26 protein-coding genes are annotated in these 26848 nt (G+C 65.0%); 17 read left to right on the top strand and 9 right to left on the bottom strand.

The features are described from left to right. Positions 1–3: 3 nt before the first annotated feature. A complete protein-coding gene (locus ACHWUQ_RS19145; protein ID WP_394682090.1) occupies positions 4–1395 on the bottom strand; it encodes a PLP-dependent aminotransferase family protein in 1392 nt (463 codons plus the stop codon). Between the two features lie 281 nt (positions 1396–1676). On the opposite strand from ACHWUQ_RS19145, the gene ACHWUQ_RS19140 reads away from it, so the two are divergent. Then, complete coding sequence (locus tag ACHWUQ_RS19140; protein WP_239812669.1) at positions 1677–1910, top strand: hypothetical protein; 234 nt, start codon at positions 1677–1679, stop codon at positions 1908–1910. A gap of 53 nt (positions 1911–1963) precedes the next feature. Here ACHWUQ_RS19140 and ACHWUQ_RS19135 read toward each other — a convergent pair whose 3' ends face one another. Continuing rightward, a complete protein-coding gene (locus tag ACHWUQ_RS19135; protein WP_394682089.1) occupies positions 1964–3049 on the bottom strand; it encodes a LysR family transcriptional regulator in 1086 nt (361 codons plus the stop codon). Positions 3050–3063: 14 nt separating this feature from the next. Here ACHWUQ_RS19135 and ACHWUQ_RS19130 point away from each other — a divergent pair, with 14 nt between their 5' ends. Genes ACHWUQ_RS19130 through ACHWUQ_RS19120 form a run of 3 tightly spaced genes read left to right on the top strand, consistent with a single transcriptional unit; the run spans position 3064 to position 6459 of the window. Further along, positions 3064–4047, top strand: coding sequence for a Bug family tripartite tricarboxylate transporter substrate binding protein (locus ACHWUQ_RS19130; RefSeq protein WP_394682088.1), 984 nt, complete (start codon positions 3064–3066; stop codon positions 4045–4047). A gap of 46 nt (positions 4048–4093) precedes the next feature. Beyond that, entirely contained in the window at positions 4094–5530 is a 1437-nt protein-coding gene (locus ACHWUQ_RS19125; RefSeq protein ID WP_394682087.1) for an amidohydrolase family protein, read from the top strand. Then, positions 5527–6459 carry an N-carbamoyl-D-amino-acid hydrolase gene (locus tag ACHWUQ_RS19120; RefSeq protein WP_394682086.1) on the top strand — a complete coding sequence of 311 codons (933 nt, stop codon included), beginning with the start codon at positions 5527–5529 and terminating at the stop codon, positions 6457–6459. Before ACHWUQ_RS19125 ends, ACHWUQ_RS19120 begins: the two co-directional genes overlap by 4 nt. A 6-nt stretch (positions 6460–6465) precedes the next feature. On the opposite strand, the gene ACHWUQ_RS19115 is transcribed toward ACHWUQ_RS19120, so the two are convergent. The 3 genes from ACHWUQ_RS19115 to ACHWUQ_RS19105 are packed head-to-tail and all read right to left on the bottom strand — an operon-like array spanning position 6466 to position 9221. Continuing rightward, positions 6466–7350 (bottom strand): SDR family NAD(P)-dependent oxidoreductase, encoded by an 885-nt coding sequence (locus ACHWUQ_RS19115; protein WP_394682085.1) that lies wholly within the window; start codon positions 7348–7350, stop codon positions 6466–6468. Beyond that, a complete protein-coding gene (locus ACHWUQ_RS19110) occupies positions 7350–8144 on the bottom strand; it encodes a flavin reductase family protein (RefSeq protein WP_312525043.1) in 795 nt (264 codons plus the stop codon). Before ACHWUQ_RS19110 ends, ACHWUQ_RS19115 begins: the two co-directional genes overlap by 1 nt. A gap of 12 nt (positions 8145–8156) precedes the next feature. Next, positions 8157–9221: an LLM class flavin-dependent oxidoreductase gene (locus ACHWUQ_RS19105; RefSeq protein WP_239811534.1), complete on the bottom strand. Its 1065-nt coding sequence runs from the start codon at positions 9219–9221 to the stop codon at positions 8157–8159. Positions 9222–9325: 104 nt separating this feature from the next. On the opposite strand from ACHWUQ_RS19105, the gene ACHWUQ_RS19100 reads away from it, so the two are divergent. Continuing rightward, positions 9326–10249, top strand: coding sequence for a LysR family transcriptional regulator (locus ACHWUQ_RS19100; RefSeq protein WP_394682084.1), 924 nt, complete (start codon positions 9326–9328; stop codon positions 10247–10249). Here the strand turns inward: ACHWUQ_RS19100 and ACHWUQ_RS19095 are convergent, their stop codons facing one another. Beyond that, complete coding sequence (locus tag ACHWUQ_RS19095) at positions 10250–11128, bottom strand: SMP-30/gluconolactonase/LRE family protein (protein ID WP_394682083.1); 879 nt, start codon at positions 11126–11128, stop codon at positions 10250–10252. A 305-nt stretch (positions 11129–11433) separates the two neighbouring features. Here ACHWUQ_RS19095 and ACHWUQ_RS19090 point away from each other — a divergent pair, with 305 nt between their 5' ends. The 11 genes from ACHWUQ_RS19090 (at position 11434) to ACHWUQ_RS19040 (ending at position 23014) form a co-directional block, all read left to right on the top strand. After that, complete coding sequence (locus ACHWUQ_RS19090) at positions 11434–12204, top strand: enoyl-CoA hydratase/isomerase family protein (RefSeq protein WP_394682082.1); 771 nt, start codon at positions 11434–11436, stop codon at positions 12202–12204. Between the two features lie 2 nt (positions 12205–12206). Continuing rightward, positions 12207–14342 (top strand): acetate--CoA ligase family protein, encoded by a 2136-nt coding sequence (locus tag ACHWUQ_RS19085; protein WP_394682081.1) that lies wholly within the window; start codon positions 12207–12209, stop codon positions 14340–14342. Positions 14343–14379: 37 nt separating this feature from the next. Continuing rightward, the gene (locus ACHWUQ_RS19080; protein WP_312525034.1) at positions 14380–15579 is read left to right on the top strand and encodes an acyl-CoA dehydrogenase family protein; all 1200 of its coding nucleotides are present in this window, start codon (positions 14380–14382) and stop codon (positions 15577–15579) included. Positions 15580–15583: 4 nt separating this feature from the next. Beyond that, positions 15584–16555 (top strand): acyl-CoA dehydrogenase family protein, encoded by a 972-nt coding sequence (locus ACHWUQ_RS19075; RefSeq protein ID WP_394682080.1) that lies wholly within the window; start codon positions 15584–15586, stop codon positions 16553–16555. After that, positions 16552–17322, top strand: coding sequence for an SDR family NAD(P)-dependent oxidoreductase (locus ACHWUQ_RS19070; protein ID WP_394682079.1), 771 nt, complete (start codon positions 16552–16554; stop codon positions 17320–17322). The genes ACHWUQ_RS19075 and ACHWUQ_RS19070 overlap by 4 nt, the downstream gene beginning before the upstream one ends. Positions 17323–17334: 12 nt before the next feature. Continuing rightward, entirely contained in the window at positions 17335–18609 is a 1275-nt protein-coding gene (locus ACHWUQ_RS19065; protein ID WP_394682078.1) for an SDR family oxidoreductase, read from the top strand. Further along, the gene (locus tag ACHWUQ_RS19060) at positions 18602–19303 is read left to right on the top strand and encodes a carboxymuconolactone decarboxylase family protein (protein ID WP_394682077.1); all 702 of its coding nucleotides are present in this window, start codon (positions 18602–18604) and stop codon (positions 19301–19303) included. Before ACHWUQ_RS19065 ends, ACHWUQ_RS19060 begins: the two co-directional genes overlap by 8 nt. A 29-nt stretch (positions 19304–19332) precedes the next feature. Further along, complete coding sequence (locus ACHWUQ_RS19055) at positions 19333–20325, top strand: Bug family tripartite tricarboxylate transporter substrate binding protein (RefSeq protein WP_394682076.1); 993 nt, start codon at positions 19333–19335, stop codon at positions 20323–20325. 120 nt (positions 20326–20445) lie between these two features. Further along, entirely contained in the window at positions 20446–21435 is a 990-nt protein-coding gene (locus ACHWUQ_RS19050; protein ID WP_394682075.1) for a Bug family tripartite tricarboxylate transporter substrate binding protein, read from the top strand. A gap of 111 nt (positions 21436–21546) precedes the next feature. Then, positions 21547–22527 (top strand): tripartite tricarboxylate transporter substrate binding protein, encoded by a 981-nt coding sequence (locus ACHWUQ_RS19045; RefSeq protein WP_394682074.1) that lies wholly within the window; start codon positions 21547–21549, stop codon positions 22525–22527. A gap of 70 nt (positions 22528–22597) precedes the next feature. Continuing rightward, complete coding sequence (locus tag ACHWUQ_RS19040; RefSeq protein ID WP_394682073.1) at positions 22598–23014, top strand: DUF4124 domain-containing protein; 417 nt, start codon at positions 22598–22600, stop codon at positions 23012–23014. Between the two features lie 51 nt (positions 23015–23065). Here ACHWUQ_RS19040 and ACHWUQ_RS19035 read toward each other — a convergent pair whose 3' ends face one another. Further along, positions 23066–24046, bottom strand: coding sequence for a thymidylate synthase (locus ACHWUQ_RS19035; RefSeq protein ID WP_394682072.1), 981 nt, complete (start codon positions 24044–24046; stop codon positions 23066–23068). A gap of 341 nt (positions 24047–24387) precedes the next feature. Between ACHWUQ_RS19035 and ACHWUQ_RS19030 the strand changes: the two genes are divergently transcribed. Next, positions 24388–24861 (top strand): hypothetical protein, encoded by a 474-nt coding sequence (locus tag ACHWUQ_RS19030; protein ID WP_313332493.1) that lies wholly within the window; start codon positions 24388–24390, stop codon positions 24859–24861. Positions 24862–24930: 69 nt separating this feature from the next. Here the strand turns inward: ACHWUQ_RS19030 and ACHWUQ_RS19025 are convergent, their stop codons facing one another. Together ACHWUQ_RS19025 and ACHWUQ_RS19020 are read right to left on the bottom strand one after the other, a co-directional pair. Next, positions 24931–26352 carry an FAD-binding oxidoreductase gene (locus ACHWUQ_RS19025; RefSeq protein ID WP_312524919.1) on the bottom strand — a complete coding sequence of 474 codons (1422 nt, stop codon included), beginning with the start codon at positions 26350–26352 and terminating at the stop codon, positions 24931–24933. 32 nt (positions 26353–26384) lie between these two features. Beyond that, positions 26385–26828, bottom strand: a complete 444-nt coding sequence (locus tag ACHWUQ_RS19020; protein WP_239811576.1) for a DUF2069 domain-containing protein — start codon at positions 26826–26828, stop codon at positions 26385–26387. Positions 26829–26848: the final 20 nt, after the last annotated feature.

Here is a 26848-nt window from a genome sequence, read left to right as displayed (position 1 = left end):
TCGTCAAACCACCGCCGTGCTGAATGCATCCGGCCGCCGTGCCAGCAGCTGCGACAGGCGCTGCAGCCCGGCCTGCAGGCGGCTCCTGTCTTTGATGCTGCCCAGTGAGATGCGTATGGCATGGACCGTGGGGGTGCCGGTTGGATCGGTGGCGAAGGCCTCTGCCGGGGTGATGGCGATGCCCTCGCTGTGCGCCGCTTGCGCGAGCTGGGAAGCGCTCCAATACCCGGGCAGTTCCAGCCAGACGTGCAGGCCATCGCCCGCGCCGCTGTAGCGGCCGGCGAGAAGATCGCGCGCCATGCGGTGGCGCAGGCGGGCTTCCTTGCGCACGCCCTCCATCAGCCCGTAGGCCGAGCCGCCCAGGATCCACTGTGTGGCCAGCGCGGCCGACAGCGGCGAGACCATCAGCGCAAAGGAGCGCAGGGCGGTCTGGAAGCGCTCGCGCAGCACAGGATCGCGCACCAGCACAAAGGCCACGCGCAGCCCAGGGCTCAGGCATTTGGACAGGGTGGAGATATAGAGCACCTGCTCTGGTGCCAGGCGTGCCAGCGGCGGCGGTGGCGCCTCGGCCAGCAGCCAGTAGGGATCGTCTTCAACGATGCGCACCTTGCAGCGCTGCACGACGGCAAGCAGCGCCTGGCGCCGGGCCAGCGGCATCGTGATGGCGGTGGGGTTCTGCAACGTGGGATTGAGGTAGAGCAGGGCCGGCTGGTGCTGGCGGCAGGCCTGTTCCAGGCTATCGGGCAGCATGCCATGCTGGTCAGCGGGCACGGCGACGAGCTGCCGGCCCAACTGCGTTGCAGCCGAGCGCAGACCCGGGTAACCCACGGGCTCGGCCAGGATCACGTCGCCGGGCTCGGTCAGCGCCAGGATGGACGCAGCGATCGCCGCCTGCGCGCCGGGGCAGACGACCAGTTGCTCGGCATCGAGCGGCCCGAACATCGGCTGGAGCCACTGGGCGCCGGCCTGGCGGTCCACATCACTGCCGCCGCCCAGGTGGTAGGTCATCAACAGCGCCGAATCTGCCCCCATCAAGACCTGCGACAGGCCTTGTTTCAACAGGTCGTCAAAGTCCAGCCCCGCCGGCGGCGGCGGGGTGTTCATGCCCAGGTCGAGCACCGCCGTCAGTTCAACCTTGGGGGCCGCCACATAGGTACCCCGGGCACCACGCCCTTCAAGCAGATGGCGGCGCCTGGCCTCGTCGTAAGCACGGGTGATGGTGGTCAGGTCCACATCCAGCAAGGCTGCCAGGTGGCGCTGCGGCGGCAGCCGGTCCCCGGGTTTCAACAGCCCATCGGCCACGGCGCTCTGCAAGGCATCGGCAATCTGCAAAAAGCGCGGCCCGCCACGCGCAGCCAGTCGCGGCAGCCAGCGGAGGGTATCGTCTTCTTGCATGGTTTTGCTCTGCGAATGTATGGATGTATGGACGGCTGGAATCCTCTGCAATACGCACCGCCCCGGTCTGAATGCGGTCTCGGCGTTCCGCATCCATCCCATTGGGCGAGGGTACTGCAAACGGTCCCTGGGACAATTTGTCCGCATGTATGGAAATTGCTTTTGCGTAATATGCACCAGAACGTGCAGCGGCCCATGCTGGTATGGCAATCGCTGGCGTGGTGGCCTCTTGCTTCGCAGAGGCCCGGACAGTGCCAAGTCATTGGCTGGAAATTCGCAAAATGATCGATTGGATCCCCGTAGTCTTCGTGATCTTCAAGCTGGGCATGTTCAGCACCTGCATGTTCTTTGCCATCAAGTGGCATTACGACCAGGGCAAAAAAGGCGGCAACCCGCGCGCGGTGCTGCGCGCTGGTGGCAAGGTGGCGGCCATTTTCATGGCGGCATTGATGTTGCTGGGGCTGCTGACTTTCACCCTGGTACGAACGATGGGCTTGGATTTAACGTTTTCTTGATGCCCAGCCCCGAGCCGCTCCTTCGATCCCGGCGCGGGGGCCTGAAAAAATCCTCAGGCAGTGCCCGGCCTCCTGGCTGCGGGCGGTTGAGGTGCAGAGGCACTCAGCTGTCTGAGTACCGCATGCAGCGCGTCGATGAACTGCTGGCCTGCTGCCGCGCAAGGCTGCCGGGCGGAGGTGATGGCCCAGATGTCGGAGTACACGTCAGCCGTCAACGGCCTGACGACAATGTCGTCTCGGGGAATGGGTGGGATGCACGAAGCGTCCACGATGGCGGCCCCCAAGCCGGTCTGAACGCAGCTGAGTGCAATGGCGGGCGACCGTACCTGAATACTCGCCGAGCTGATATCCATAGTTAGCGCTGAGGCACAAAGCCGTCCCAGCGGGGTGTCTGGGGGGTATCCGATCCATGCCGTCTCGCACAGCTCCACGGGATCAACCAGCGCCCTGTCCGCAAGCGGATGCTGTGGCGGAAGTACGCATACCAGGTGCTGGCGCCCGATCAAGCGGGATTTCAAGCCTGGATGGTTGGACTCCACCAGGGAAACGCCGACATCGGCCTGCCCAGACAGCAAATACTCCGGCAATTCGTCATAGGTCGCGGTGCGAAAGTCGACGCGCAACTGTGGGCTGTAGCGCATCAGTTGCTGCAGCGCCTGCGGAATCAAGGTGTTGGCAAACGTGGCGCTGCAGGCCAGGTGCAAGGTGGCCCCACCCGCCTGACCGATGCGCTGGGCCAGGGTATTGAGGCGGTCCAGCCCCCGGTACAGATCGCGTGCCTCTTCATGTAGGCGCTGGGCCTCAGGCGTAGGCTGCAGCCGCCTTCCTTGCCGCTCAAACAGCAAATACCCCAGGCGGGCTTCGCAGTGTGCGAGCGCGCGGCTCAGGGCCGGCTGCGAAACATGCAAGGCCAAGGCTGCACCGCTGATGGTGCCCGTGGTCATGATGGCGTGGAACACCTCCAGCTGCCGCATGTTGAGTGCGCGGGCGCGGATGGCGGGCGTGCTGGCTTCCGGCGAATGGCTTGGCATGTGGTGTAAACCCCTGGTCGATATAACTTTGTTTGTGAATGCACCGACATTTTTCAATTTGGGCGCGTTCGGCTTGTCCTTTACGCTGCAAGCAATATTCAGACCCATGAAAGAACCAAGCCATGAACCGCCGCCTTCTGAACCGTTTTGCCCTGCTGTTGCCCCTTGTTTTATGGGCTGTGCAGTCGGGCCCTAGCAATGCCCAGGGTAACGCTGGCCAAGCCATCACCTTTGTCGTGCCCTCCGCTGCCGGCGGCTCCCCTGATGTGCTGAGCCGCATCATCACCAACCAATGGTCGCAGAACGCCCACCGTCCCGTGATTGTAGAAAACAAGCCTGGAGCAGCAGGCAATATCGGCATGGTGCAGGTGATCCGGGGCAACGAGCTCACCGTGGGCTACGGCAATATCAACACCCTCGCGGTCAACCGCGCGCTGTTCTCCACCTTGCCTTATGACGTAGACAAGGACCTGGTCCCGGTGTCGCATCTCTTCAACCTCTACAACGTGCTGATTGTTCCAGTGGCGTCAAGTGTCCAATCCGTCAAGGATTTGCTGACCGAAGCGCGCAAGAACCCTGGCAAGCTTTCTTACGGGGCATCGGGCGTCGGCACCACTGGCCACATGAGTGGTGAGCTGCTCAACCACCTGGAAAAGCTGAACACGGTTTTTGTTCCCTACCAAGGTGGGCCGGCTGCCTTGCAGGATCTGATGGGCGGGCGCCTGGACTATATGTTCATCAATAGCTCTGAAGCAGTGCCGCTCATCAAGTCGGGCAAGGTCCGTGCGTTGGCGGTCACCCAACTGGGCAAGCGTATCGACCAGTTGCCCGATGTGCCGACGATGGACGAGGCGGGTGTCAAGGGCTACGAGATCGTCTCATGGGGCGGCGTGGTGGGCAATCGCAAGATGACACCTGAGCAAGCCAAGGCGCTGGCGGCCGATCTGGACAAGGTGTTGAAGACATCCAACGTGCGGGAAAGCCTGAATAGCCTGGGCGCCCAGCCGGTAGGGGGCACGCCCGAAGATTTCAAGCAACTGATTGCCCGCGAGACGAAGAAATGGACGGACATCATCCAGTCCAGCAAGATCGAGAAGCTGAACTGATCAGCCCCTGAAAGAGAAGGCAAACGTGCTGATATTCAAGAATGCGATGGTGATCGACGGGACTGGCCAACGGGCGTTCAGCGGAGACCTTGCGGTCGATGGGGAGCGGATTGCCCAGGTGGGAGCGGTAAAGGCCCAAGCCGGTGATACCGTTATCGACCTGCAGGGCCTGGCCATTGCACCGGGCTTTATCGATTCACATACCCACGACGATGGCTACTTGTTGGTGCATCCCGACATGGTGCCCAAAGTCTCCCAAGGTATTACGACCGTGGTCACCGGCAACTGTGGCATCAGCCTCGCGCCGCTGGTGCAACAAAGCCTGCCGCAGCCGCTGGACCTGCTGGGCCCTCCCGAGCTGTTTCGCTTTGGGCGTTTTGGGGAGTGGATGCAGGCTTTGCAAGCGCAGCCGGCTGCAGTGAACGTGATTCCTTTGGTGGGCCATACGACCTTGCGCGTCAAGGTGATGGGCGACCACCAACGTGAAGCCACCGATGACGAATGTGCGCAGATGCGTGACCTGCTGACGGAAGCGCTGGATGAGGGCGCTTTCGGCATCTCGACCGGTACCTTCTACCCGCCAGCACGCCACGCCTCAACACGAGAACTGTTGGAGGTCTGCCAGCCGCTGCGAGGCCGCCAGGCCGTGTATGCCACCCATCTGCGGGATGAGGCGGATGACATCGTCCCCGCGATGCAAGAAGCATTGGCGGTGGGACGCGAGGCGGACTGCCGCGTGGTTTTCTCCCACCACAAACTGGCCGGGGAGCGCAACCACGGTCGTTCGGAGGAGACGCTGGCGCTGATCCGGGAGGCCAGCAGCAAACAGCCCGTTTGTGTGGACTGCCATCCTTATCCCGCCACGTCCACCATGCTGCGACTCGACCGGGTTCGCCTGGCAAGCCGCACCATGATCACCTGGTCCAGCGCTTGTCCTGAAGCGAAAGGGCGGGACTTTGCCGACCTGCAGAAGGAATGGGACTTGGACGATGAAGCGCTGCTGGCGCGGCTGTCACCGGCCGGGGCCATCTATTTCTTGATGGACCAGGACGATGTGGACCGCATCTTTGCGTTCCCACTCACGATGGTCGGATCCGATGGCCTGCCTTTCGATCCGCATCCCCATCCACGCCAGTGGGGCACCTTTACCCGTGTGCTGCGGCGCATGGTGCGCGAATGTGGATTGCTGTCGCTGGAGGAAGGCATCCATCGCATGACGGGTCTGGCAGCAGAGCAATACGGGCTGGCGCAACGCGGGCGGTTGGCCCCCGGCTGGTTTGCCGACTTGGTGGTATTCGATCCTGAACGTGTTTCGGACAAGGCCACCTTTGAGGAGCCCGTGCAGGCCAGCCAGGGGATCGAACAAGTTTGGGTCAATGGCCGCCAGGTGTGGGATGGTCACCAACCCACAGGTGCGCGCCCAGGGCAAGTACTTCGCCGAACAGAGCCTCAAGAGAAAACGCAAAAGGAGTGCGTGCAATGACAACGAGAAAACTAGGTTTGGCCGTCGCCCAGATGGGGCCGGTACATTTGTCCGATAGCCGGAGCGCCGTGGTCCGGCGCTTGGTGGCCATGCTGCGCGAGGCCAAGGCCCGTGGCGCTGAGATGGTGGTGTTTCCTGAATTGGCACTGACGACGTTCTTCCCGCGTTACTGGATGGAAGAAGCGGAAGCACAAGCGAGATTCTTCGAAGCGCAGATGCCCAACGCGGAGGTACAGCCGCTGTTTGATGCCGCCCGTGAGTTGGGCGTGGGCTTCTATCTGGGCTATGCGGAATTGGCAGAAGACGGGCGACCCTACAACACAGCGGTACTGGTCAACCGGAAGGGAGAAATCACCGGCAAGTACCGAAAGATCCATTTGCCAGGCCATATGGAGCACAAGCCGGAGGCGCCATTCCAGCATCTGGAGAAAAAGTACTTCGATGTGGGCAACCTGGGATTCAGGGTGTTCGAGTCCGAATCCGTGAAGTACGGCATGTGCCTGTGCAACGACCGCCGCTGGCCGGAGACCTACCGCGTGATGGCTTTGCAAAGTGCAGAGGTGGTCATGCTGGGCTACAACACGCCGTCGCTCAATATCCATTGGAATGAGCCGGTGCATTTGCGCACAACCACCCATTTGGTTTCATTGCAGGCCAATGCCTACCAGAATGGAATATGGGTGGCGGCGGCCGCTAAATGCGGTTCGGAAGATGGCCACCACATGATTGGCAGCTCTGTGATCGTTGCTCCCACCGGTGAGATCGTGGCGCGCACGTTGACGGAAGAGGATGAGGTGATTTGCGTCAGCGCCGATCTCTCGCTGGGTGAACATTTCCGCCAGCACGTCTTCAATTTCGCCAAGCACCGCAGGCCTGAGCACTACCGCCTGATTGTGGACCGGGTGGGTGCGGGCGACCCGCTGCCCTGACCGGAATCACCTGTTGCTGACACCTGGACTGGTGGCTTGCTCCAATCCAGGCTGCGCCTTCCCAGCGCTCCACTCCCCTTGCCCATAAGCCCGAGGAATATGCGTCATCAGCGAATGGCTAAAACCACCGTCAACCACCAGATCCGCACCATGGACATAGCTGGCCCGGGGGCTGGCGAGGAAGACCACCGCCTGGGCAAGCTCGTCGATCTGGCCGATGCGGCGCAGCGGCACCACCTGCTCGCGGCGGGCGCGGTCGTCGGGGTTGCGGTAGAAGCGCTCGCTCAGCGGGGTCACAAACAGGCCGGGGCTGACGGTGTTGCAGCGGATGCCTGCGGGGCCCCATTCCAGGCACATCTGGGCGGTGAGCATGCGGATGCCAGCTTTGCTCATGCTGTAGCCGCCGCTCAGCGGTTGGGCATTCTGGGCGGAGATCGAGGCGATGTTGACGATCGCGCGCGGCAGGCTGGCGTCGGAGTGGCGGTGGAAGGCCTGGCCCATGCGCAGGTAGCCGCCCAGGTTGATCTGCAGCTGGCGCTCCCAGACAGCGGGGTCCAGCTCGGCCAGCGGCGCGGCGCTGGTGATGGCGGCGTTGTTGACCAGCACGCTGGGGCCGGCGCCCCAGTGCTGCTGCAGCGTTTGAAAGGCGGCCTCTACCGCAGCGGGCGATGAGACATCGGCGCGGATGGGCAGCAGGCGGTTGGCATCGGGATGGGTGGCGGCGAGCTGCGCCAGCGCATCGCTGTCGTGGTCGAGTACGGCCACACGGCAGCCGCTGGCCAGCAGCGCTTGCACGATGCCGGCGCCGAGGCCTTTGGCGCCGCCGGTGACGATGCAGATGCGTTGGTCCAATTGCAACCAGTCCATGTCGTGGGCCTTTCTGGTCTGCATCAGGCCGCCAAGGGCACCAGCTTGTGGGTGCTGGCGTTGAAGTTGACCACCGGGCTCGCGCTGTTGCACGACGACTTGCGGATCTTGCCGACCACCAGCTTGTGCGTGCCCAGGGTGTGGGTGCAGACGATGTCGCATTCCATGCTCGCCAGCGCATCGCTCAGCACGGGCAACTGGTGTTCGCTGCTGTGCCAGCGGCCTTCCTTGAAGCGGGCTTCGCCCTGCGGCTGGCTCAGAAAGCTGGCGATGATCTGGCTGTGCTCCTCACCCAGCACATTGGCCACAAACTTGCCGGTTTGCAGCAAGGTATCGCCCATCGACGAGGCGCTGTGTGCAAAAAAGCCGACCATCGGCGGCTCGGCCGAGATGGAGGTGAGGCTGGAGACGATCATGCCGGCGACATCCTTGCCCTGGCCGGTGGTCACGGCGCTGATGCCGGCGGGCAGCGCGCGCATTGCGGCCTTGAAGTCGGCAACCGAGACGACCTGGTCTTCCGCCGCCAAGGTGATGTGCGCGCGCACCTGGCCTTGGCCGTTGACCCAGCCGTGCTGCTGCGCATAGGCCAGCATGGCGGCAAAGCCCGTGTCCCATGCGCTGTCTGCAGCCTGGCCGGCCAAAAAGCGCAGCACCTGGGGGAAGAGCCAGACATGGCTGTCGCCGTCGCGCGTGCCGATGCGGGTCAGGGCCTGCGCGAGCTGGGGCTCTGGCTGGGGGTCGATCAGCACATCGAGTGCCCGAAAATTGTGGGCATCCATCAGGCTGATGGAGCCGCAGTTGCTGAGGTGAACGCGCATGGCCCTGTCTCCTCACGCCAGCGCTACGGCCTGGCCCACTTCTTTTTTCACGGCGGGAATGATCTTGTCGCCCCACAGCTCGATCTGCTTGAGCATGGTCTTCTGGTCGAAGTCGCCCAGCTGGGTCTGCAGTGCAATGTGCTTGGGCTTGAGGATGCTGATCTCTTCGAGCAGCTTGTCGATCACTTCGTTGACCGAGCCGACGGGCAGGTTCTTGCGCAGCTGCTCGAAGGTCGGGTCGGTGTCGGTCGGCACTTCCTTGACCATGTAGCCGTCTTCCGACTGGGCGCGGCGGAATTTGAGGCTCTCCGAGATGCGGCGCTGAAAGCGGGCGCAGTCGAGGTAGGCGTTGATTTCCGATGCATTGTCCGAGGCATAGCCGCAGCGCAGAAAGCCGAACTTCACATCGTTGTCCAGGTCCTTGCCTTCGGCCGTGGCAATGTTCTCCAGCTTGGTGCGCAGGCCGGCAATGGCGTCATTGCCGTTGAGCAGCGCGGTGACAAACAGGTTGTGGCCTTCGCGCACGCCCCGGCCCAGGGTGACCGGGTTGCCCGAGGTGACCCACAGCGGGGGCATTGGGTCTTGCACGCAGCGCACGGCGATGGAGCTGGGGGGGATATTCAGGAACTCACCCTGGTATTCGAATATTTTCTGGGTCAGGGCCTTGGGAATAATGTCGAGAAATTCATTGAAGATCGCGCCGGAATTGGCGATCTCGACACCAAAGCGCTCAAATTCAAATTGCTGGTAGCCCGAGCCCACGCCCAGTTCGAGTCGCCCATTGGACACGGTGTCGACAAAGCCGACCTCGGCCAGGAAGCGGGCCGGGTGGTAGAGTGGCAAAATACACACCGCCGTGCCCAGGCGAATGGTTTTGGTTTTCGCTGCTGCATGGGCCACGGTCATTAACGGCGATGGCGACAGCGAATAATTATTGAAATGGTGTTCGGCATACCAGGCGGTATTGAAACCCGCTTGTTCTGCCACCACGGTTTGTTCGATGGAGTTGTTGATAACGTCCTGTGAGCGCTGGTGGTAGCCGCGCTGCTGCGCCAGAATGAATACGCCAAATTCCATGATGTCTCCTTGATGATGGGCAATATGGAATCATTCTAGGGGTGGGGTCAGGAGATCTGTATGCGTGAAATTCGAGATTCAGTACTGCGCAAACTGGAGGAATCATGGACCGTCTGAGAGCGATGGAGCTGTTCCTGTCGGTGTCGCAGACCCGCAGTTTTTCTGAGACGGCGCGGCTGTTTGGCATCTCGGCCACCGCGGTGTCGAGAATGATTACCGAGTTTGAAGACGGGTTGCAGGTCAAGCTCTTGCTGCGCTCCACGCGCCAGGTGTCGCTGACCGAATCGGGCCAGGAGTACGCCGCCCAACTGGAAGGCATTCTCTGGACCATCAACCAGGCGCACACCCGCATCACCGCCATCAGCTCCGCCCCGCAGGGGCGCCTGCGCGTGCACGCCCGCACGATGTTCGGCCAACGCGTGCTGCCCGGCCTGATCGCCCGCTTCCGCCAGGCCCACCCGGAGATTTTGGTGGAGCTGCTGCTGTCCGAGACCAAGGTGGACCTGGTCAAGAACAATATCGATATTGATTTCAGAATATCGCCGCCGGTCGAGGCGGGCGTCAAACGGCGCATGCTGTTCCACAGCCAGCGCTATTTGGTGGCGTCGCCTGCCTATGTCGATAAGATACCTGCCATTCAGAAGCCGGCTGATTTATTGCAGGCGCAATGCCTGGCCTATTATTTGCCGGGCCGGGACCATATCTGGCATTTCAAGAATGATGCCGGGGTGGAGGATATTAGATTTTCGCCCCGGCATTTGACCAATAATGGCATTGCCTTATTGGAGCTGGCCAAATTGGGCGAGGGTATTGCATTGCTCGATGATTACACCGTCTATCCCGATTTGGCGGCGGGCAATCTGGTGCGACTCTTGCCCGATTATGTGGTGAGCAATACCACTTTTGAAGAGGGCATGTTTGCCACGATTGTGGATTCGGCGATTATCCCGGCCAAGGTCAAGCTGTTTCTGGATTTTGTCGCCAGCCAGGTGGCAGGGGAGGCGCAGCGCTTTGCGCTGCCCCAGTGACTAGTCGCTCAGGATGCGCGCCTGGGGCTTGGCCAGCCCCCCGTAGCCCAGGCCGGTGATGCGCAGGATGGCGCCGTCCAGCGGGCCGCTGGCGCGCAGGCGGCCGCTGTCCGAGATGCTGGTGACATACAGCTCCGCCAGATCCGGCCCGCCAAAGCAGAGCGCGCTGGGGTGGGCCACCGGCAGGCTGATCAGCTCGCTCAGCGCCCCTTGGGCATCGTAGCGGGCGAGCTGGCCGGTACGCACCAGGGCGGTCCACAGGCCGCCATCGCGGTCCCAGCAGCAGCCATCGGGGGCCGATTGCTGGGGCTGGGTGCTGATGAACAGCTGCTGGTCTTGTGCTTGCCCGCTGCTGATATCAAACGAATAAATGCTTTGCGCGGCGCTGTCGGCAATGAAGAGGCGGCCGTTGTGCGGGTGGATCAGCGGTCCATTGGCAGTTTTGAGGGCTGGGCCTATGCGCGCCAGCTGGCCATCCCGCTCCAACACGTAGATGCCGCCCTTGGGCGCTTCGCCTGCTTCGAGATGCAGATGCATGCTGCCGACCAGAAAGCGGCCATCGGGTAGCGCGCAGCCATCGTTCAGGCGCAGATGGGGCAGGTGCTCGTCCAGCTCGGCGAGGGTGTGCAGCTGGCGGCTGGCAGGGTCGTACAGGCCCAGCGCCTCCTTCATCGCGATGACGATCCGGCCATCGGCGTTCAGCGCGAACGAGCCGGTGGGCGCTGGCAGCAGGTGCAGTTCGGTCTGGCCGCTGGCCGGATCAATGCGCAGCAGCTGGCCGCGCCGGCAGTCCATGGCCCAGAGCTGGCCGGTGGCGGTATCCCAGTTGGGGCATTCACCCAGGGCCAGGCGTTGCGGGATCAGGGGCTGGATATGCATGGGGTGGCTTCAGGTTGGGGCTCCTGGGGTGGAGCCGCGCTGCACGTAGGTTGCGGTCCATCATAGGGTTGCCCCAGAGCGCCACTACCCCGGGGAACGCAGAACAGATTCAACCAATCGGGGGGAAATCATTTGCAGGGTTCCTTCCTAGAATCAAACACAGATTCGAAACAGGCGCTCGCCATGAGCAGCCAAGATCCAAGGAGACAACATGCAAGTGATAGCGCCTATTGCGCAGGCTGCGCGCTGCGCCGCCGTCCGCCCCCTGGCTACTGCGGTAGCGGCCCACACCCGGGGAGGCCGCCATGTCTGAGCCCTCCGTTTTGCTGGAAGTCGCCGATGGCGTGGCCCTGGTGACCTTGAACCGCCCACCCGTCAATGCCCTCAACCGGGCGATGCGGCGCGAGCTGGTGGCGATCTTCGATGCCATCTCCGAGCGCGACGATGTGCGCTGTGCGGTGCTGACCGGCGCCGGCTCGGTGTTCTGCGCTGGCGCTGATTTGAAGGACCGGCCCAGCGCTGATGTACCGGGCGATTTTCTGGAGCACAACCGCATCACCCGTGAAACCGGCAATGCGATCAAGGAATGCGCGAAGCCGGTGATTGCAGCGGTGAATGGCACGGCCCTCGGCGCAGGCATGGGCCTGGCCGCGGCCTGCGACATTCTCTATGCCTCGTCGAATGCCACCTTTGGCATGCCCGAGATCAATGTGGGCCTGGCGGGCGGGGCATCGATGCTCAAGACCTTGCTGGGGCGCTCGACGATGCGCCGCATGTTCTTTACCGGCCAGCGCCTGACGGCCCAGGAGATGCTGCAGCGCAATGTGGTCGAAGAGGTGCTGGCACCCGAAGCGCTGCTGCCCAAGGCCATGGAGATGGCTCGCGAGATTGCGTCGAAGGCACCGCTGGCGGTGATCTACGCCAAGCGTGCCGCCAACATGGTGGACCTGATGCCCCAGCGCGATGCCTACCGTTTTGAGCAGGAGTTCACGATGGCGCTGGCCAAGACCGAAGACGCCAAGGAAGCGCGCATGGCCTTCCTGGAAAAGCGCGCCCCAGTTTTCAAAGGACGCTGAGCATGCTGCAGACCACCCGCCTGCAGCCCGGTGCAGGCCTTGATCCGTTTTTTAGTGCAAGCGCGATTGCCATCATTGGGGCTTCCGACGATCCCACCAAGATTGGCGGGCGGCCGGTCCACCTGCTCCAAAAGCATGGCTTTGCCGGCGCGGTGTTTCCCATCAACCCCAAGGGCGGCAGCATCCAGTCGCTGCCCGCCTATACCTGCGTGCGCGATGTGCCGCAGGTGCCGGAGCTGGCCATCATCGCGGTGCCGGCAGCCATGGCGCCCGCTGCGCTGAGCGAATGCGCTGACAAAGGCGTGCAGGCAGCGATTGTGCTGTCGTCAGGCTTTATCGAGGCTGGTGAAGAGGGCGCTGCGCTGCAGCGCCAGCTGAGCCAGATTGCGCGGGAGCGCCAGATCCGCGTGCTGGGCCCCAATTGCCTGGGTGCGGTGGGCATCGAGGAGCGGGTGATTGGCTCCTTCTCGGTGGCGCTGGAAGAAAAGCTGCCCGCCGCCGGCCATGTGGGCATCGTCTCGCAGTCGGGCAACCTGGGCAGCTTCACGATGCAGTCGGTGGTGCGCCGGGGCTTGGGCATCAGCCGCTTCATGGCAACGGGCAACGAGGCGGATGTGGACATTGCCGACGGCATTGCCGCGCTGGCCCGCGACAGCCAGACCCGCATCATCCTGTGCTGCATGGAAACCTGCCGCGATGGCAGCCAGCTGCTGCAGGCATTGGAAGCGGCCCGCGCTGCCGGCAAGGTGGTGGTGGTGCTCAAGATCGGCGCGACCGAGCAAGGCCAGGCGGCTGCCGCCTCGCACACCGGTGCGCTGACCGGATCGAACGCGGTGATCGAGGCGGCGCTGACCCGCGCCGGTGCGCTGACGGTGCAGTCCATCGAAGACATGGTGGAGCTGACGGCGGCGCTGTCGGTGGTGCCGCAGGCACTGCTGCCGCGCAACCGGGGCGTGACCCTGGTGGCGGCATCGGGCGGCTTTGGCGTGATGATGGCCGATGCGATGGTGCAGGCAGGCCTGGACCTGCCCGAGCTGTCGGACGCGACCCGTGCCCGTATCCAGGAAGCCGTGCCGGTGGCCGGCACCCGCAACCCAGTCGATGCGACGGCGCAGATGTCCAGCCGGCCCGATATCTTGTACAAGCTGCTGACGGCCTTGCTGGAAGATGCATCGCGCAGCACCCTGGTGCTGCTGCTGTCGCTGTCCTTGCACAACCCGCGTTTGAGCGGTGTGTACCAGGAGGCCTTGGCCCAGATCCGGCGCGACTACCCCGACCGCCTGATCGTGCTGATTGGCCAGGGCCCTGCCGATGTGACCGAGCGCATTGCCAACGCGGGCATTGCGATCTTTCCGACCATTGATGCGGCAGCCCGTGGGCTGGCCGGTATGGTGCGCCTGGGCCAGACGCTGGGCCAGCCCCCCACCGCGCCCGCTGCCGCGCAGAACTGGGAGGCGCTGGATGCCCAGGTCTTCCGCAACGAGTTCCATGCCAAGGCCTTTTTGGCGCGGGCCGGTGTGCCGGTGACGCAGGAGCAGGTGGTGCAGTCCGCCGATGCAGCGGTGGCCGCTGCCGAGCAGATCGGCTTCCCGGTCGTGTTCAAGATTGTTTCGCCCGACATTGCCCACAAGACCGAAGTCGGCGGCGTCGAGCTCAACATCCGCAGCGCAGCGCAGGCCCGCACGGCCCATGCGCAGCTGCTGGCGCGGGTGGCAGAGCGCGCGCCGCAGGCGCAGATCGATGGCGTGCTGGTGGCGCCGATGGTGGGTGGCGGTGTGGAGATGATCACCGGCATATCGCATGACGCAGCCTTTGGCCCGGTGGTGATGGTGGGCATGGGCGGCATCTATGCCGAGGTGCTGAAAGACGTGGCGGTGCAGGTGGCACCGGTGACGCAGGCCGAGGCGCTGCAGATGATTGCTTCGCTCAAGCTCTACCCGCTGCTGCAAGGGGTGCGCGGCCAGCCCGCTGCCGATGTGCAGGCCATGGCCGCCACGGTGGCGCGCCTGTCGGAGCTGGCGCTGGCCTATGCCGGCGAGATTGCCGAGATCGACCTGAACCCGGTGCTGGTCCAACCCGCCGGCGAGGGCGTGATTGCGGTCGATGCGCTGATGGTGGCCGCCCCGCCGCAGGCCTGATGCACAGCGCCACGGAGATTTTGATCGGAACTATGCGATGAAACAGGAAGAGAATTTCGCCCGCCCCGATGCCGCATCGGGCCCGGGCGCCTACCGGCAATATGCGCGTGAATGGCTGCACAGCCATTTGCCCGCCCATATGCGCGCCGACAGCGTGGACTACCGCACGCCCAGCCTGGACGAGTGCCGCGACTGGGAAGCGCGCATGTACCAGGCGGGCCTGGCCGGCATGACCTGGCCGGCCGCCTATGGCGGCCATGGCCTGAGCCTGCGCGAGCACCTGGCGGTGAACCAGGAAGTGGGCGCGCTGGCGATGCCCGAAAGCGTCAGCTCGATCGGCAAGGAGCTGGCCGGCCCCATCATCATGGCCGTGGGCACCGAGGCGCAAAAACAGGCCTTTCTGCCGGCGATTCTGGAGATGCGCGAGTACTGGTGCCAGGGCTTTTCCGAGCCCGAGGCCGGATCGGACCTGGCGCGGCTGCGCACCAAGGCCACGCCTGATGGCGATGGCTGGCTCATCCAGGGCCAGAAGATCTGGACCAGCGGCGCCGCCAAGGCCCATTACTGCCTGCTGTTGACCCGCACCGGCACGGTGGCCGACAAGCACCGGGGCCTGCTGATGTTTGCGGTGCCGATGGACACGCCCGGCATCCGCGTGGTGCCGATCCGCTCCATCGACAACAAGCAGTCGTTCGCCGAGGTATTTTTTGACCAGGTGCGCGTGCCCGATTCGGCCCGCCTGGGCGCTGCCGATGAAGGCTGGAGCGCGGCGATTCGCGTGCTGTCGATCGAGCGCGCCACCAACCGCATGTACCGCGCCTGGCGCTTTGAGTGCGAGCTGCGCCAGCTGGTGCGGGCCTACCAGTCCGAGCCCGCGCTGCGCGGCCGCCTGCAAGAGCCGGGTTTGCGCCAGGCGGTGGGCCAGGTGGTCAGCCAGATCGATGGCCTCAAGGGCCTGGTCGAGCGCAGTGTGGAGCAGCTGCAGGCCGGTGAGCCGATTGGTGCGCGCGGATCGCTGACCAAGCTGTACTGGTCCGAATGCCACCAGGCCTTTGCGTCGCTGGCGCTGGCACTGGTGGCCGACATCAACCCCGGCCACAGCGCACTGGCGCAACGCGCCAAGGCCCATTTCACGCAGGCCTACCTGTTCTCGCGCGCTGAGAGCATCTATGCCGGGACCACCGAAGTGCAGCTGGATGTCATTGCCCAGCGCATTCAACAGCTGACCAAGGACTGAGGGGATGACGATGCAAAGTGAAGAGCTGCAGCCCGAGGAGTTTGGGCAGGCGGCGCAGGCGGTCATCGCAGCGCTGCAAGGGCAAGGCCCGGCCGAGGCGGCCGCCGCCATGGCCGATGCCGGCCTGTTTGGTATCTGCGCCGATGAAGCGCAGGGCGGCCTGGGCCTGCCGCTGGCATTTGCGATGCCGGTGGTGCGGGTAGCAGGGCAGATGCAACTGTCCTACCCCTTGCCCGAGCAGATTGCCGCCAGCAAGGCGCTGCAGGGCACGGAGGCCGGAGGCCAGCTGCTGCGCGGTGAGAAATCGCTCTGCGTGGTGATGGCCGCGCAGGCCGCTGGCGACTGGAGCGGGGTGGCGCGCAATGGCCAGCAAGCCGACTATGTGCTGGTGCAAACCGATGCCGGTTTTGCGCTCTACGACAAGGCGGCCCTGCGCTGCCAGACCGAGGAAATGCTGGACCCGGAAGTGCCCCAGCTGTGGGTATCCACCACCGGCGCCACGCCGCTGCTGAGCCTGGACGCGCCGCAGTCGCAGGCCTTTTGCGCCGATATCCAGCTGCTTTGGGCCGAGTATGTGAACGGGCTGTGTGCCGGTGCGCTGGAACGCACTGCCGATTACCTGCAGGCCCGCGTGCAGTTTGGCCGGCCGCTGTCGGCCAAGCAGGCGGTGCGCCACCACCTGGCGCGCATGCGCCTGCTGCTGGAGGCATCCAGTGCCCAGGCCTGGCGTGCACTGCGCCCGGATGAGTGGGGCAATACCCGCCAAGCGGACAGCGCCTTGGCCGCTGCCTTGAACCAGGGCGCCTGGGTGCTGGAAAAGGCCATCCACCTGCATGGTGGCATGGGCTTTACCTGGGAGCTGGGGCTGCACCGCAGCCTGCGCGAGCACAAGAAGCTGGACGCCTGCCTGGGAGCTGGCGCCGTGATGCGCAAGCTGGGAGCTGACTTTATGGACCGTTGTGAGGTGACGCAATGACAGGGGTAATCGCGAGAGATATGGAAGGCCGCGTGGCCCTGATCACCGGCGCCGGTGCCGGTATTGGCCGCGCCACGGCGCTGCAGCTGGCCGCGCGCGGTGCAGTGGTGGCGGTGAATGATCTGAAGGATGCGCTGGTCGAGGAAACCGTGGCCGCGATCATCGCGCAAGGCGGCCAGGCCTTTGGCGTGGTGAAGAATGTGGCGACGCGGGAAGAGATGACCGCCGCCGTGGACGAGGCCTATGCCCGCCACCAGCGGCTGGACATCCTGGTCAACAACGCCGCCTGGGTGCGCTACCAATCGGTGAGCGAGATCATGCCCGAGACGGTGGACCGCATGCTGGACATCGGCTTCAAGGCCGTGCTCTGGGGCATCCAGGCCGCTGCGGCCCGTATGGATGCCGAGCGCGGTGGCGCCATCATCAATGTGGCCTCGGTGGCGGCGCTGCGCTCTGCCGGCAGCTCGATGGTGTATTCAGGCATCAAGGCGGGTGTGCTGGGCATTACCCGCGCTGCGGCGGCGGAGCTGGGTGAGCGCAACATCCGCGTGAATGCGGTCTGCCCCTCGGCCGTGCCGACCGAGGGCACGCAACGCAACCGCAATGCCGAGCGCGATGCGGGCCGCGTGGCCAAGACGCCGATGGGGCGCCTGGGCACGGTGGACGACATTGCCGGCACCATCTGCTTTCTCGCCAGCGATGCTGCGCAGTTCACCACCGCGCAGGCGCTGGTGGTGGACGGCGGCATTACCTTCACCAACATCTGAGGCGCCCGCTCCATGCCCGCTGTCTTGATCACCGGTGCTGCCTCTGGCATTGGCCGCGCTGCCGCGCTGCAGTTTGCGCAGCAGGGCTGGGATTGCCTGCTGGTCGACATCAGCCCGGCGATTGCCGCGCTGCCTGCGCACTGCCTGGCGCAGGGCGCCGCCAGTGCGCAGGCCTTTGCGCTGGACCTGACCGATGCGCAGGCGCTGGCCCAGCTGGGCCGCCAGCTGGCTGAGTTGCCAGCGCTCGATGCGCTGGTCAACAACGCCGGTATCTCGGACAGCAGCGGCCGGCCGCTGGCCGAGCAGGCGCCCGCGCAGTGGCAGCGCCTGCTGCGGCTGAACCTGCAGGCACCGCAGGCCTTGTTCGACACCTGCCTGCCGCGACTGAAGCCGGATGCGCGCATTGTCAATGTGTCCTCCGGCGCAGGGCAGAAGGCCATTCCCTGGCGCGGCTTGTACAGCCCCAGCAAGGCCGGGCTGATCGCCTGGTCGCACAGCCTGGCGCAGCGCTACCCGCAGCTGGGGGTGACCACCTTGTGCCCCGGCTTTGTGCGTACCGAGCTGGTGCAAGGGCTGATGGATGCCGGCCGCCTGGCGCTGGCCGATGCCGTTGCGAAGATTCCGCTGGGCCGCCTGGCCGAGCCCGAAGAAATGGCCGCAGCGCTGGTGTTTTTGGCGCAGCCGCAGGCGCATGTGCTGTCGGGCCAGATCGTCTCGGTGGATGGCGGATCGGGCATTTATGGCGGCAGCAGCCGCTGTGCGCTGAACCCGGCCGTGCCTGCACCGTTGCAGACGCCGCTGCATCTGCAGCTGCAAGCAGGCAGCGATGCTGCTTGTGATGGCGCCTGGTTGCAAGCGCTGCAGGCGGATGCGCCTGCGCATGCGGCTGCCACAGGCGCGGCATGCCAAGGGGTGGTCAGCACCCAGGCGCTGGCTGGCGGCGATCTTGTGGAAGCCGTGCTGAACGCTGGCCAGCAGTTTGCGGCTGCCCATGCGCGCGATGCCAGCCTGCTGCTGTTGCTGCCGGCTAGCGCTCCCGGCGATGTGCCTGCCTGGCAGCACCAGACGGCGCTGGCTGCCGCGCGCATGCTGGTGGCGACCCTGGCCTGCGAATGGGCCACGCAGGGCCTGCGTATCAATGCGCTGCTGCTGTCGCCTGAGCAGGCCACGGAGGCGGCTGTGGCGCAACTGCTGCCGCTGGTCCGTTTTCTGGCCGGGGCGCAGGCGCAGTTTGTGACCGGGCAGAGCCTGGATATCTCAGGCACCAAGGAGCGCCACCATGGCTGAATGGGACACCGCCGCCGTTGAAGCCTTGTACCGCCAGGAGCGTGGCTACTGGCGGCCCTGGAACGCGCAGTTGCTCGCCCGCCGCCCGGCATTTTTGCAGGCCTATGCGCACTATGCCGGCTACCCGGCGCGCAGCGGCGGGCTGAGCGAGCGCATGGTGGAACTGGTCTATGTGGCGCTCGATGCCTCCGCCAGCCATTTGTTTGCCAGCGGCTTGAAGCTGCACATGCAAAAGGCGCTGGCCTGCGGCGCCAGCGATGACGACTTGCTGGATGTGCTGACCCTCGTCTGCCTGCAAGGCGCAGGCGCGACTGCGGCGGCGCTGAACGAGGTGGCCCAGGTGTATGGTCTGCTGCCCGGCGCAGAGACCACGGCGGGGGAAAACCTGCCGCCCGACCTGTGGGCGCGGCTGCAGGTGCTGGACCCCGCCTATTTTGGCCATCTGCAGGCGCTGGCCCGCACGGCAGAAAGCGGCCAGGGCCTGAGCGCTGGCGAGCGCTGCCTGATCACGATTGCGCTGCATGCCTGCTTTACCGCCAACCAGCCCGAGGCCTTGCGCGCAGCCTTGCAGCAGGCCCATGGCCTGGGCGTGGCGCGCGATGCGGTGGTGCAGGTCATCCAGATGGGCGCGCACCTGGCGGTGCATGGCACGGCGCTGGGTATCACGGTGCTGGCTGAGCTGGAGGCGGCATGACATCGAACGACAAGGACAAGGAGACAAACATGAACCAGTTGCGTAGCGAGCGCCGCACCCTGCTGATGGCGGCCATGGCTGCCGCTCTGCCTGCCGCCCTTCCGCTGGCGCGGGCGGCCGCACCCTGGCCCAGCAAGCCGGTGCGCCTGGTGGTGACCAGCTCGCCGGGATCGGGCGGCGATGTGTTTGCCCGCTTGCTGGCGCCCGGCCTGCAGGCAGCGCTGGGCCAGCCCTTCTATGTGGAGAACAAGGTGGGTGCCAACGGCATCATCGCCAATGACTTTGTTGTCAAAAGCAATGATGCTCACACGGTGCTGTTTGCGCCGTCGTCGGCCATCGTCATCAACCCCTTTATCCAGCCCAAGCTGCCCTATGACACGCAGCGCGATCTGCTGCCGGTGGGCCAGATAGGGCTGTCGGGCATTTTCCTGGTGGCCAATCCGGAGACCGGTATTGCCACCCTGGCCGACCTGGTGCGCTATGCCAAGGCCAACCCGGGCAAGCTGTCCTGCGGCTCCTGGGGCAATGGCTCGTCGGGCCATCTGGCGCTGGAGGGCCTCAAGGCCCATTACGGCATCGACATCCACCATGTGCCCTACAAGGCACTGTCCACCGAGCTGTCGGACATCATCGGCAACAACATTCCGATGGGCTTCATGGACATCGCGTCACCCGTGCCGCATATCCGCAATGGCAAGCTGCTGGCCGTGGGTGTGACCGGCACGCAGCGCGCACCGGCCACGCCGCAGGTGCCGACCTTTACCGAGCAGGGCTTCAAGTTTGATGCGGACGGCTGGTATGGCGTGTTTTTGCCGGCTGGCAGCTCCAACCCCGAGATGGTGGAGCGCCTGAACCAGGCTCTGGTGCAGGTGGCGCAGAGCGCCGATATCCGCAAAAAGTTTGAAGACCAGAACATGGCCCTGCCGGCCGTCAAACCGGCGGCAGAGTTTGCCCGTTCCATCCAGTCCGATATGAAGATCTGGGGTGGGCTGGCCAAGCTGGCCGATCTGAAGATGCCGTAACGAGAGCGCTGGCAGCTGCACCGGGCGCAACAAGTCCGGGCAGCGCTGACATGGCCAGCGATAGAACCAGGGGGTAGCTGCGGCAAGGGCCGGCTATCCGCAGTCAACAGGAGACAAAAAATGACCGATTCATGCGCAAACTTCAACCGACGGCAGATGCTGCTGGGCCTGCTCGCCGCAGCGGGCGCCGGCACAACGTGGGCCAATACGGCCTGGCCCAACAAGGCGATCCGGATGATTGTGCCGGGGCCGGCCGGATCGGGCGGTGACATCTTTGCGCGCATGCTGCTGCCGCCGCTGCAGACCTCGCTGAAGGAAAGCCTCTACGTCGAGAACAAGGCCGGCGCCAACGGCATCATCGGCAATGACCATGTGGCCAAGGCCCAGGCCGATGGCTATACCTTGCTGTTCTCGCCGTCGTCCTCGATTGCGATCAACCCCATCATCCAGCCCAAGATGCCCTATGACGCCATGCGCGACCTGGCGCCCGTGGCGCAGGTGGGTGCAGCGGGCGTGCTGCTGGTGGCCAACCCGGCGACCGGCTTCAAGAACCTGGCCGACATGGTGCAGTACGCGAAGGCCCACCCGGGCCGCCTGGCCTATGGCTCCTGGGGCAGTGGCTCGACCGGCCACCTGGTGATGGAAGGCATCAAGGCCCATTACGGCCTGGACATGCCCCATGTGCCCTACAAGGGCACCGCCGTGGAGCTGGGCGATCTGCTGGCCAACACGATTGGCGTGGGCTTTATGGACATTGCCTCGCCGATTCCCCATGTGCGCAGCGGCAAGCTGCGTGCGCTGGGCGCCACCGGCTCGGCGCGCGGCCCGGCGCTGCAGGATGTGCCGACCCTGACCGAGCAGGGCTACACCTTCGATGCCGACGGCTGGTATGGCGTGTTCGCGCCCGCCAAGACGGACCCCAAGATCATCGACCGCCTCAACGCCGATCTGGGCCAGGCGCTGGGCAGCCCCGAGATGAAGGCCAAGTTTGCCGAGCAGAACATGCTGATCCCTGCGCACAAGTCGGCCGCCGAGTTCAGCCAGGTCGTCAAGCGCGACATGGCGCTGTGGCAGCAGCTGGCCAAGGTGGCCAAGCTCAAGGTCGATTGAGCGGCGCCATGGGCGGTCAGCGGCGACCGCAGGCTGCGCCGCTCTGCCCAGACACCCGCTGTGCCGCAACGGCACCGCCAATTTTTGCAGAGTGTCCCTCAGGAAGGTCTTATGTCTTCATGGATTTCTTGGCGCGCTACAGCCCTGGGGCTGGGTCTGGCTTTTTGCGCTGCAGCCGCGTCCGCGGCCGAGGCGACGGCCGCTTTCCCCAACAAACGCGTGACGATCGTGGTGCCGTATTCGGCCGGCGGCCTGACCGATACGCTGGCCCGGTCGCTGGCGGTCAAGCTCGCTACGCTCTGGGGCCAGCCGGTGGTGGTGGAGAACCGCGACGGCGCGGGCACCATCATAGGGACCAGCGCAGTGGCACGCACCCCGGCCGATGGCTATACGCTGCTGTTCACCAGCTATGCCTACACCTCCAACCCGGTGCTGCGCCGCCAGCTGCCCTATGGGCCCGATGCCTTCCGGCCCGTGGGCCTGCTGGGCTCCAGCCACAATGTGCTGCTGGTCACCAACCGCTTGCGCGGGCAGTCGCTGCAACACTTGATCGACCGCGCCAAGGCCGAGCCCGGATCGCTGAAGCTGGCCTCATCCGGCCCCGGGTCGAGCCCGCATCTGGGCGCCGAGCTGTTTGCGACGAAGGCGGGTATCGGCTTTACCCATGTGCCTTACAAGGGGCAGGGCCCGGCGATGACCGATCTGATGGCCGGTGTGGTCGATGGCATGTTTGACGGCATGTCGTCGTATGCACTGGTCAAGTCCGGCAAGGTGGCGGCGGTGGCCATCGCCTCCGAGCAGCGCCACCCGGACGCGCCCGAGATTTCGACCTTCAAGGAGCTGGGTATGGACTTTGTCAGCGGCAGCTGGTTTGGCATGCTGGCACCAGCCGCCACACCCGATGCGGTGGTGCAGCAGATCAATGCCGATCTGCACCGCGCCGTGGAAGACCCTGCAGTGCGCGCGCAGATTGCCAAGACCGGTTTGCTGGTAGCGCTGTCCACCCCCGAGGCCTTTGGCCAGTATCTGCAGGCCGAAACCAAAAAGCTGCAGGCGCTGGTCAGGAGCGGCGTGCGCATCGAGTTGAATTGAGGATGGGACTACAGGGCGCCGTGGTGGCCTGCCGCATAATGGGCTTTTCGCCATTTGTCTGGACTGCCCCATGCCCCACGCCCGCCCCACCTTTGCTGCCGGATTGCTCGCGGCAGCGTGCTGCTTGAGCGCACCGGCATGGGCCATCAACAAATGCGTTGATGCCCAGGGCCGCACCAGCTTTCAGGATGAGCCCTGCGCGGCCGGGCAGAAGGCCGAGACCATCACCGTGACACCGTCCAGCCAGGGCATCAACCCGCGCGAGCATGACCGCCCGATCACCAGCCGCCCGGCGGATAACCCACCGGCGTCCGCACCACCGGCAGCAGCACCCGCGGATGCCCCCGAGCCGCGTCCGGCCGATTGCCCCGATCCGGAGCGCATGAAGAGCATGCAGATCGAAGCCGAGTCGATTGCGCTGCCGCTGCCGATCCGCAAGCAAAAGCGGGCGTCGTTCGAGGCGCTGAAGGCGCGTTGCGGGGGCTGAGGCCCTATGGCTCCCACCTGAGCAAACGCCCGCGATAGCGGGCGTTTCTGTTTATACCGCCATCGGCGCCGTCAACGGCGCATGGTGCTGGTAGCCTTCCAGCCAGAAGTCCGAGGGCTCGACCTTTTCCAGCCATTCGGGCTGGTACTGGCCGGTCACCGCGTAGTCGGGGATGCGGTCCGACAGCACCAGCTTGGGGGATTCAAAGGGCTCGCGCTTGAGCTGCTCCTGCAGCATGTCCAGGTGGTTTTCGTAGATGTGGGCATCACCGATGAAGTAGGTAAACCAGCGCGGCGTGTAGCCACTCAGGCGCCCCATCAGGTGCAGCAGCGCGGCGCCTTCGGTCAGGTTGAAGGGGGTGCCCAGGCCCACATCATTGCTGCGGATATACAGGCACAGCGAGATCTCGCGCTTGCTTTGGTCGACGAGGAACTGGTAGAGCAGGTGGCAGGGGGGCAGGGCCATTTCTTCGAGCTGGGCCCAGTTCCAGCCGTGGAAGAGGATGCGGCGGCTGCCCGGGTCGGTCATGATGGTGTCCAGGCACTGGCGCAGCTGGTCGATGGCCTTGTAGAGCACGATCTGGCGCTTGCCGCCTTCGGCTACTTCGCCGATCTGGGTGTAGCCCTTGGCGAGCGCGTCGGCCACCTGGGCCTGGCTGTGGGGCCGGGCCAGGTCGATCAGCTTGTAGGCCGGCCACTGGCGCCATTGCACGCCGTAGACGGGGCCCAGGTCGTCGGCCTCCAGGCGGTAGGGGTTGGCCAGCCAGGCCTGGTTTTCATTGGCGTTCTGGTCCCAGACCTTGCAGCCCAGCGCGCGGAAATCGGCGGCGCTGCGCGCGGCGCGCAGAAAACCGACCATCTCGCCGATGGCGGATTTGAAAGCCAGCTTCTTGGTGGTGACGGCCGGAAAGCCTTGCTGCAGATCAAACTTGAGCATGGCGCCGGGTATGCTGAGCGTGCGGATGCCTGTGCGGTTGGTCTGCCAGGAGCCTTGGTCCAGGATGTTTTGGACGAGTTGGAGGTATTGCTTCATGTTCTTCTGGGGCTGTTCGGGGGGCCTGGCCGCATCGCCGCCCGGGGCGGGCGCCGGGCCCGGCGCGGGCATGCGCGCCAAGGCGGCGGGGCAGGTGGCAAGGCCCAAAGGATGTACTGTACGACGGCCGGGTTGCTTGCGTAGGCCGTAAGGATAAGCGCCTGTCGGAGATACCTGCGATGGCCATCGCCGCGCAAAAATTGGTGTAGGGTGTCGGCTTTGGCGCCCGGGCCCACCGGAGCCGGCGGCACGCCGCCGTGGCCCAAGCCGGTGGGCGCCGGGACATCGACAGTTTGCTGGGCGCAGGAGAGGGCGCTGCAAACGCTGACAAGGACACCGATATGTGGACGATGACGAAGAAATGGGGCCTGGCCCTGGGCGCTGCTGCGGCGCTGGCGCTGGCCGGCTGCCAGACGGCGCCCGCTGGCATGGACCCCAACGGCCAGCAGGCCTGGAACCAGCTGCAGGCCCAGGTGGGCCAGTATCCGCACGATGCCGCTTTCCTGCAGCAGGGCGTGATGGCTGCGCGCATGCAGCACCTGCTGGGTGAGCACCGTGCGGCCTTCATGCAGAACCTGCAGGTGACCGGGCCGCTGAGCAAGCAGGGCTCCGTCTACTACATCACCGGCAACCGCCAGCACGACGGCGGCCAGAATGCCGCCGCCGTGGCACTGGATGCCAAGAGCAACACCATGCGCATCTGGTGGCTGCAGGACGGCCAGCCCCGCGTGGTGCAGGACCCGGGCGCGGCCTTTTCCTGGCCCAAGGATGTGAACCAGATGATCAGCAACGCGGTGGGCACGCCGGCGTCCTGATCCTTCGGCGCGCAAAAAACAGGGCGGCACCTCATCGAGGGCCGCCCTGTTTGGTGGTGTGCAGCTTATTTAGCCGCGTGTGACCATCGCATGCGGGTTCATGATGTTCTGCGGGTCCAGCGCGGCCTTGACCGCACGCATCATCGACAAGGCCACCGGCGACTGGTACTGCGGCAGGGTGTCGACCTTGAGCGTGCCGATGCCGTGCTCGGCCGAGATGGAGCCGCCAAACGCGGCGACTGCGTCATAGACGATGTGGTTGACCTCGTGCTCGCGCTCGTCGAGGAACTGCTTGGCGTCGACGCCCTCGGGCGCCTGCACATTGAAGTGCAGATTGCCGTCGCCCAGGTGGCCGAAGTTGACCAGGCGCATGCCCGGCACCTTGTCGTTGAGCACCTGCGTGGCATGCTCGACAAACTCGGGGATGCGGGAGATGGGCACCGAGATGTCGTGCTTGATGTTGAGGCCTTCCTCGACCTGGGCGAGCGGAATGCTTTCGCGGATATGCCAGAGGTTGTGGGCCTGGCCCAGGTTCTCGGCCACGACGGCGTCGAGCACGATCTCCTGCTCGAAGGCGGCCTCCATCAGCGCCTCAAAGCGGCTGCGGGCATGTTCTTCCGATTCGCTGTCGGAGTTCTCCAGCACGACGGCGTAGGGGAAGGCGGGGTTGTCGATAAAGGGCACGCGCAGCTGAGGCATGTGCTTGTCCACCAAGGTCAGCGCAAAGCGGTTCATCACTTCGAAGCCGGTCAGGCCCGCGCCCAGGTACTGGTGGGCCAGCGCCAGCAGGCGCACGGCGGCATCGAACGACGGCAGAGCCGCCCAGGCGGTGAGCTGGCTCGCCGGCATCGGGTAGATCTTCATCGTTGCGGCGGTGATCACGCCCAAGGTGCCTTCGCTGCCGATGAAGAGGTTGCGCAGGTCGTAGCCGGTGTTGTCCTTGCGCAGGCCCTTGAGGCCGTTCCAGATCTCGCCCTGCGCATTGACGACTTCGAGGCCCAGGCAGAGCTCGCGGGTATTGCCATAGCGCACGACCTGGGTGCCGCCGGCATTGGTGCCCAGGTTGCCGCCGATGGTGCAGCTGCCTTCGGCCGCCAGCGACAGCGGGAACAGGTAGCCCTGGCTTTCACAGCGCTCCTGCAGGGTTTGCAGAATGCAGCCGGCCTCGACCGTGACGGTGAGGTTGTCCTTGTCGATCGCACGGATGGCCTGCATGCGGCCCAGGTTCAGCACCACCTGCTGGCCCGAGGTATCGGGCGTGGAGCCCACGACCAGGCCGGTGTTGCCGCCCTGGGGCACGATGGAGGTGCCGTTGGCCGCGCAGGCCTTGACGACGGCCGCCACTTGCTCGGTCGTGGCGGGGCGTACCACCGCCAGCGCCTTGCCGTGGACGCGGCGGCGCCAGTCCTGTTCGTAGGCGCTCAGGTCGCCCTCGGTAAGCACATGGGCATCGCCCACTATCTGGCGCAAGCTCGCTATCAGGTCGGTCATTGGAGGTCTCAGCAAATGAAAAGAAAAAGAATCTAAGAGGCGGCAGCGGCCGGCTTGGGCGCCGGGGCCACGGCGCGTTGGCGGCCCCGGATATGCACCACGCAGGCGGCAAACAGCAGCAGGCACAGTGCGATCTCGGCCAGCGCGCACCAGCGGCTGGGCGCGGCATCGCCCCAGGCGCGCACCACGCCTTCGACAAAATACAGCCACACCAGCAGGCTCAGCCAGCGGTAGGTATACATGCGGTGCTTGAGCAGGCCGGCCAGCGGAAGGCACAGCGGCAAGGCCTTGAGCACCAGCCAGGAGCCGCCCGGCCGCAACGGGGCGAGCCACAGCTCCCAGGCCAGGCACAGCACCACGAGGCCCAGCAGCGCCGCCACCGCCAGCCAGCGCGAGTATTGCGCAGCCGCACCGGCCGGCGCAGGCGTTACCAATTCAGGCAGATTTGCCGCAGGATCAGGGGTGGATACAGGCATGGAAATGGCATCATATCGGT

The organism is uncultured Comamonas sp., from assembly GCF_964277875.1.
GTDB lineage: Bacteria > Pseudomonadota > Gammaproteobacteria > Burkholderiales > Burkholderiaceae_C > Comamonas > Comamonas sediminis.
Note: the sequence above shows the minus strand (reverse complement) of the source record. Positions and strands in the feature narration are given on the sequence as shown.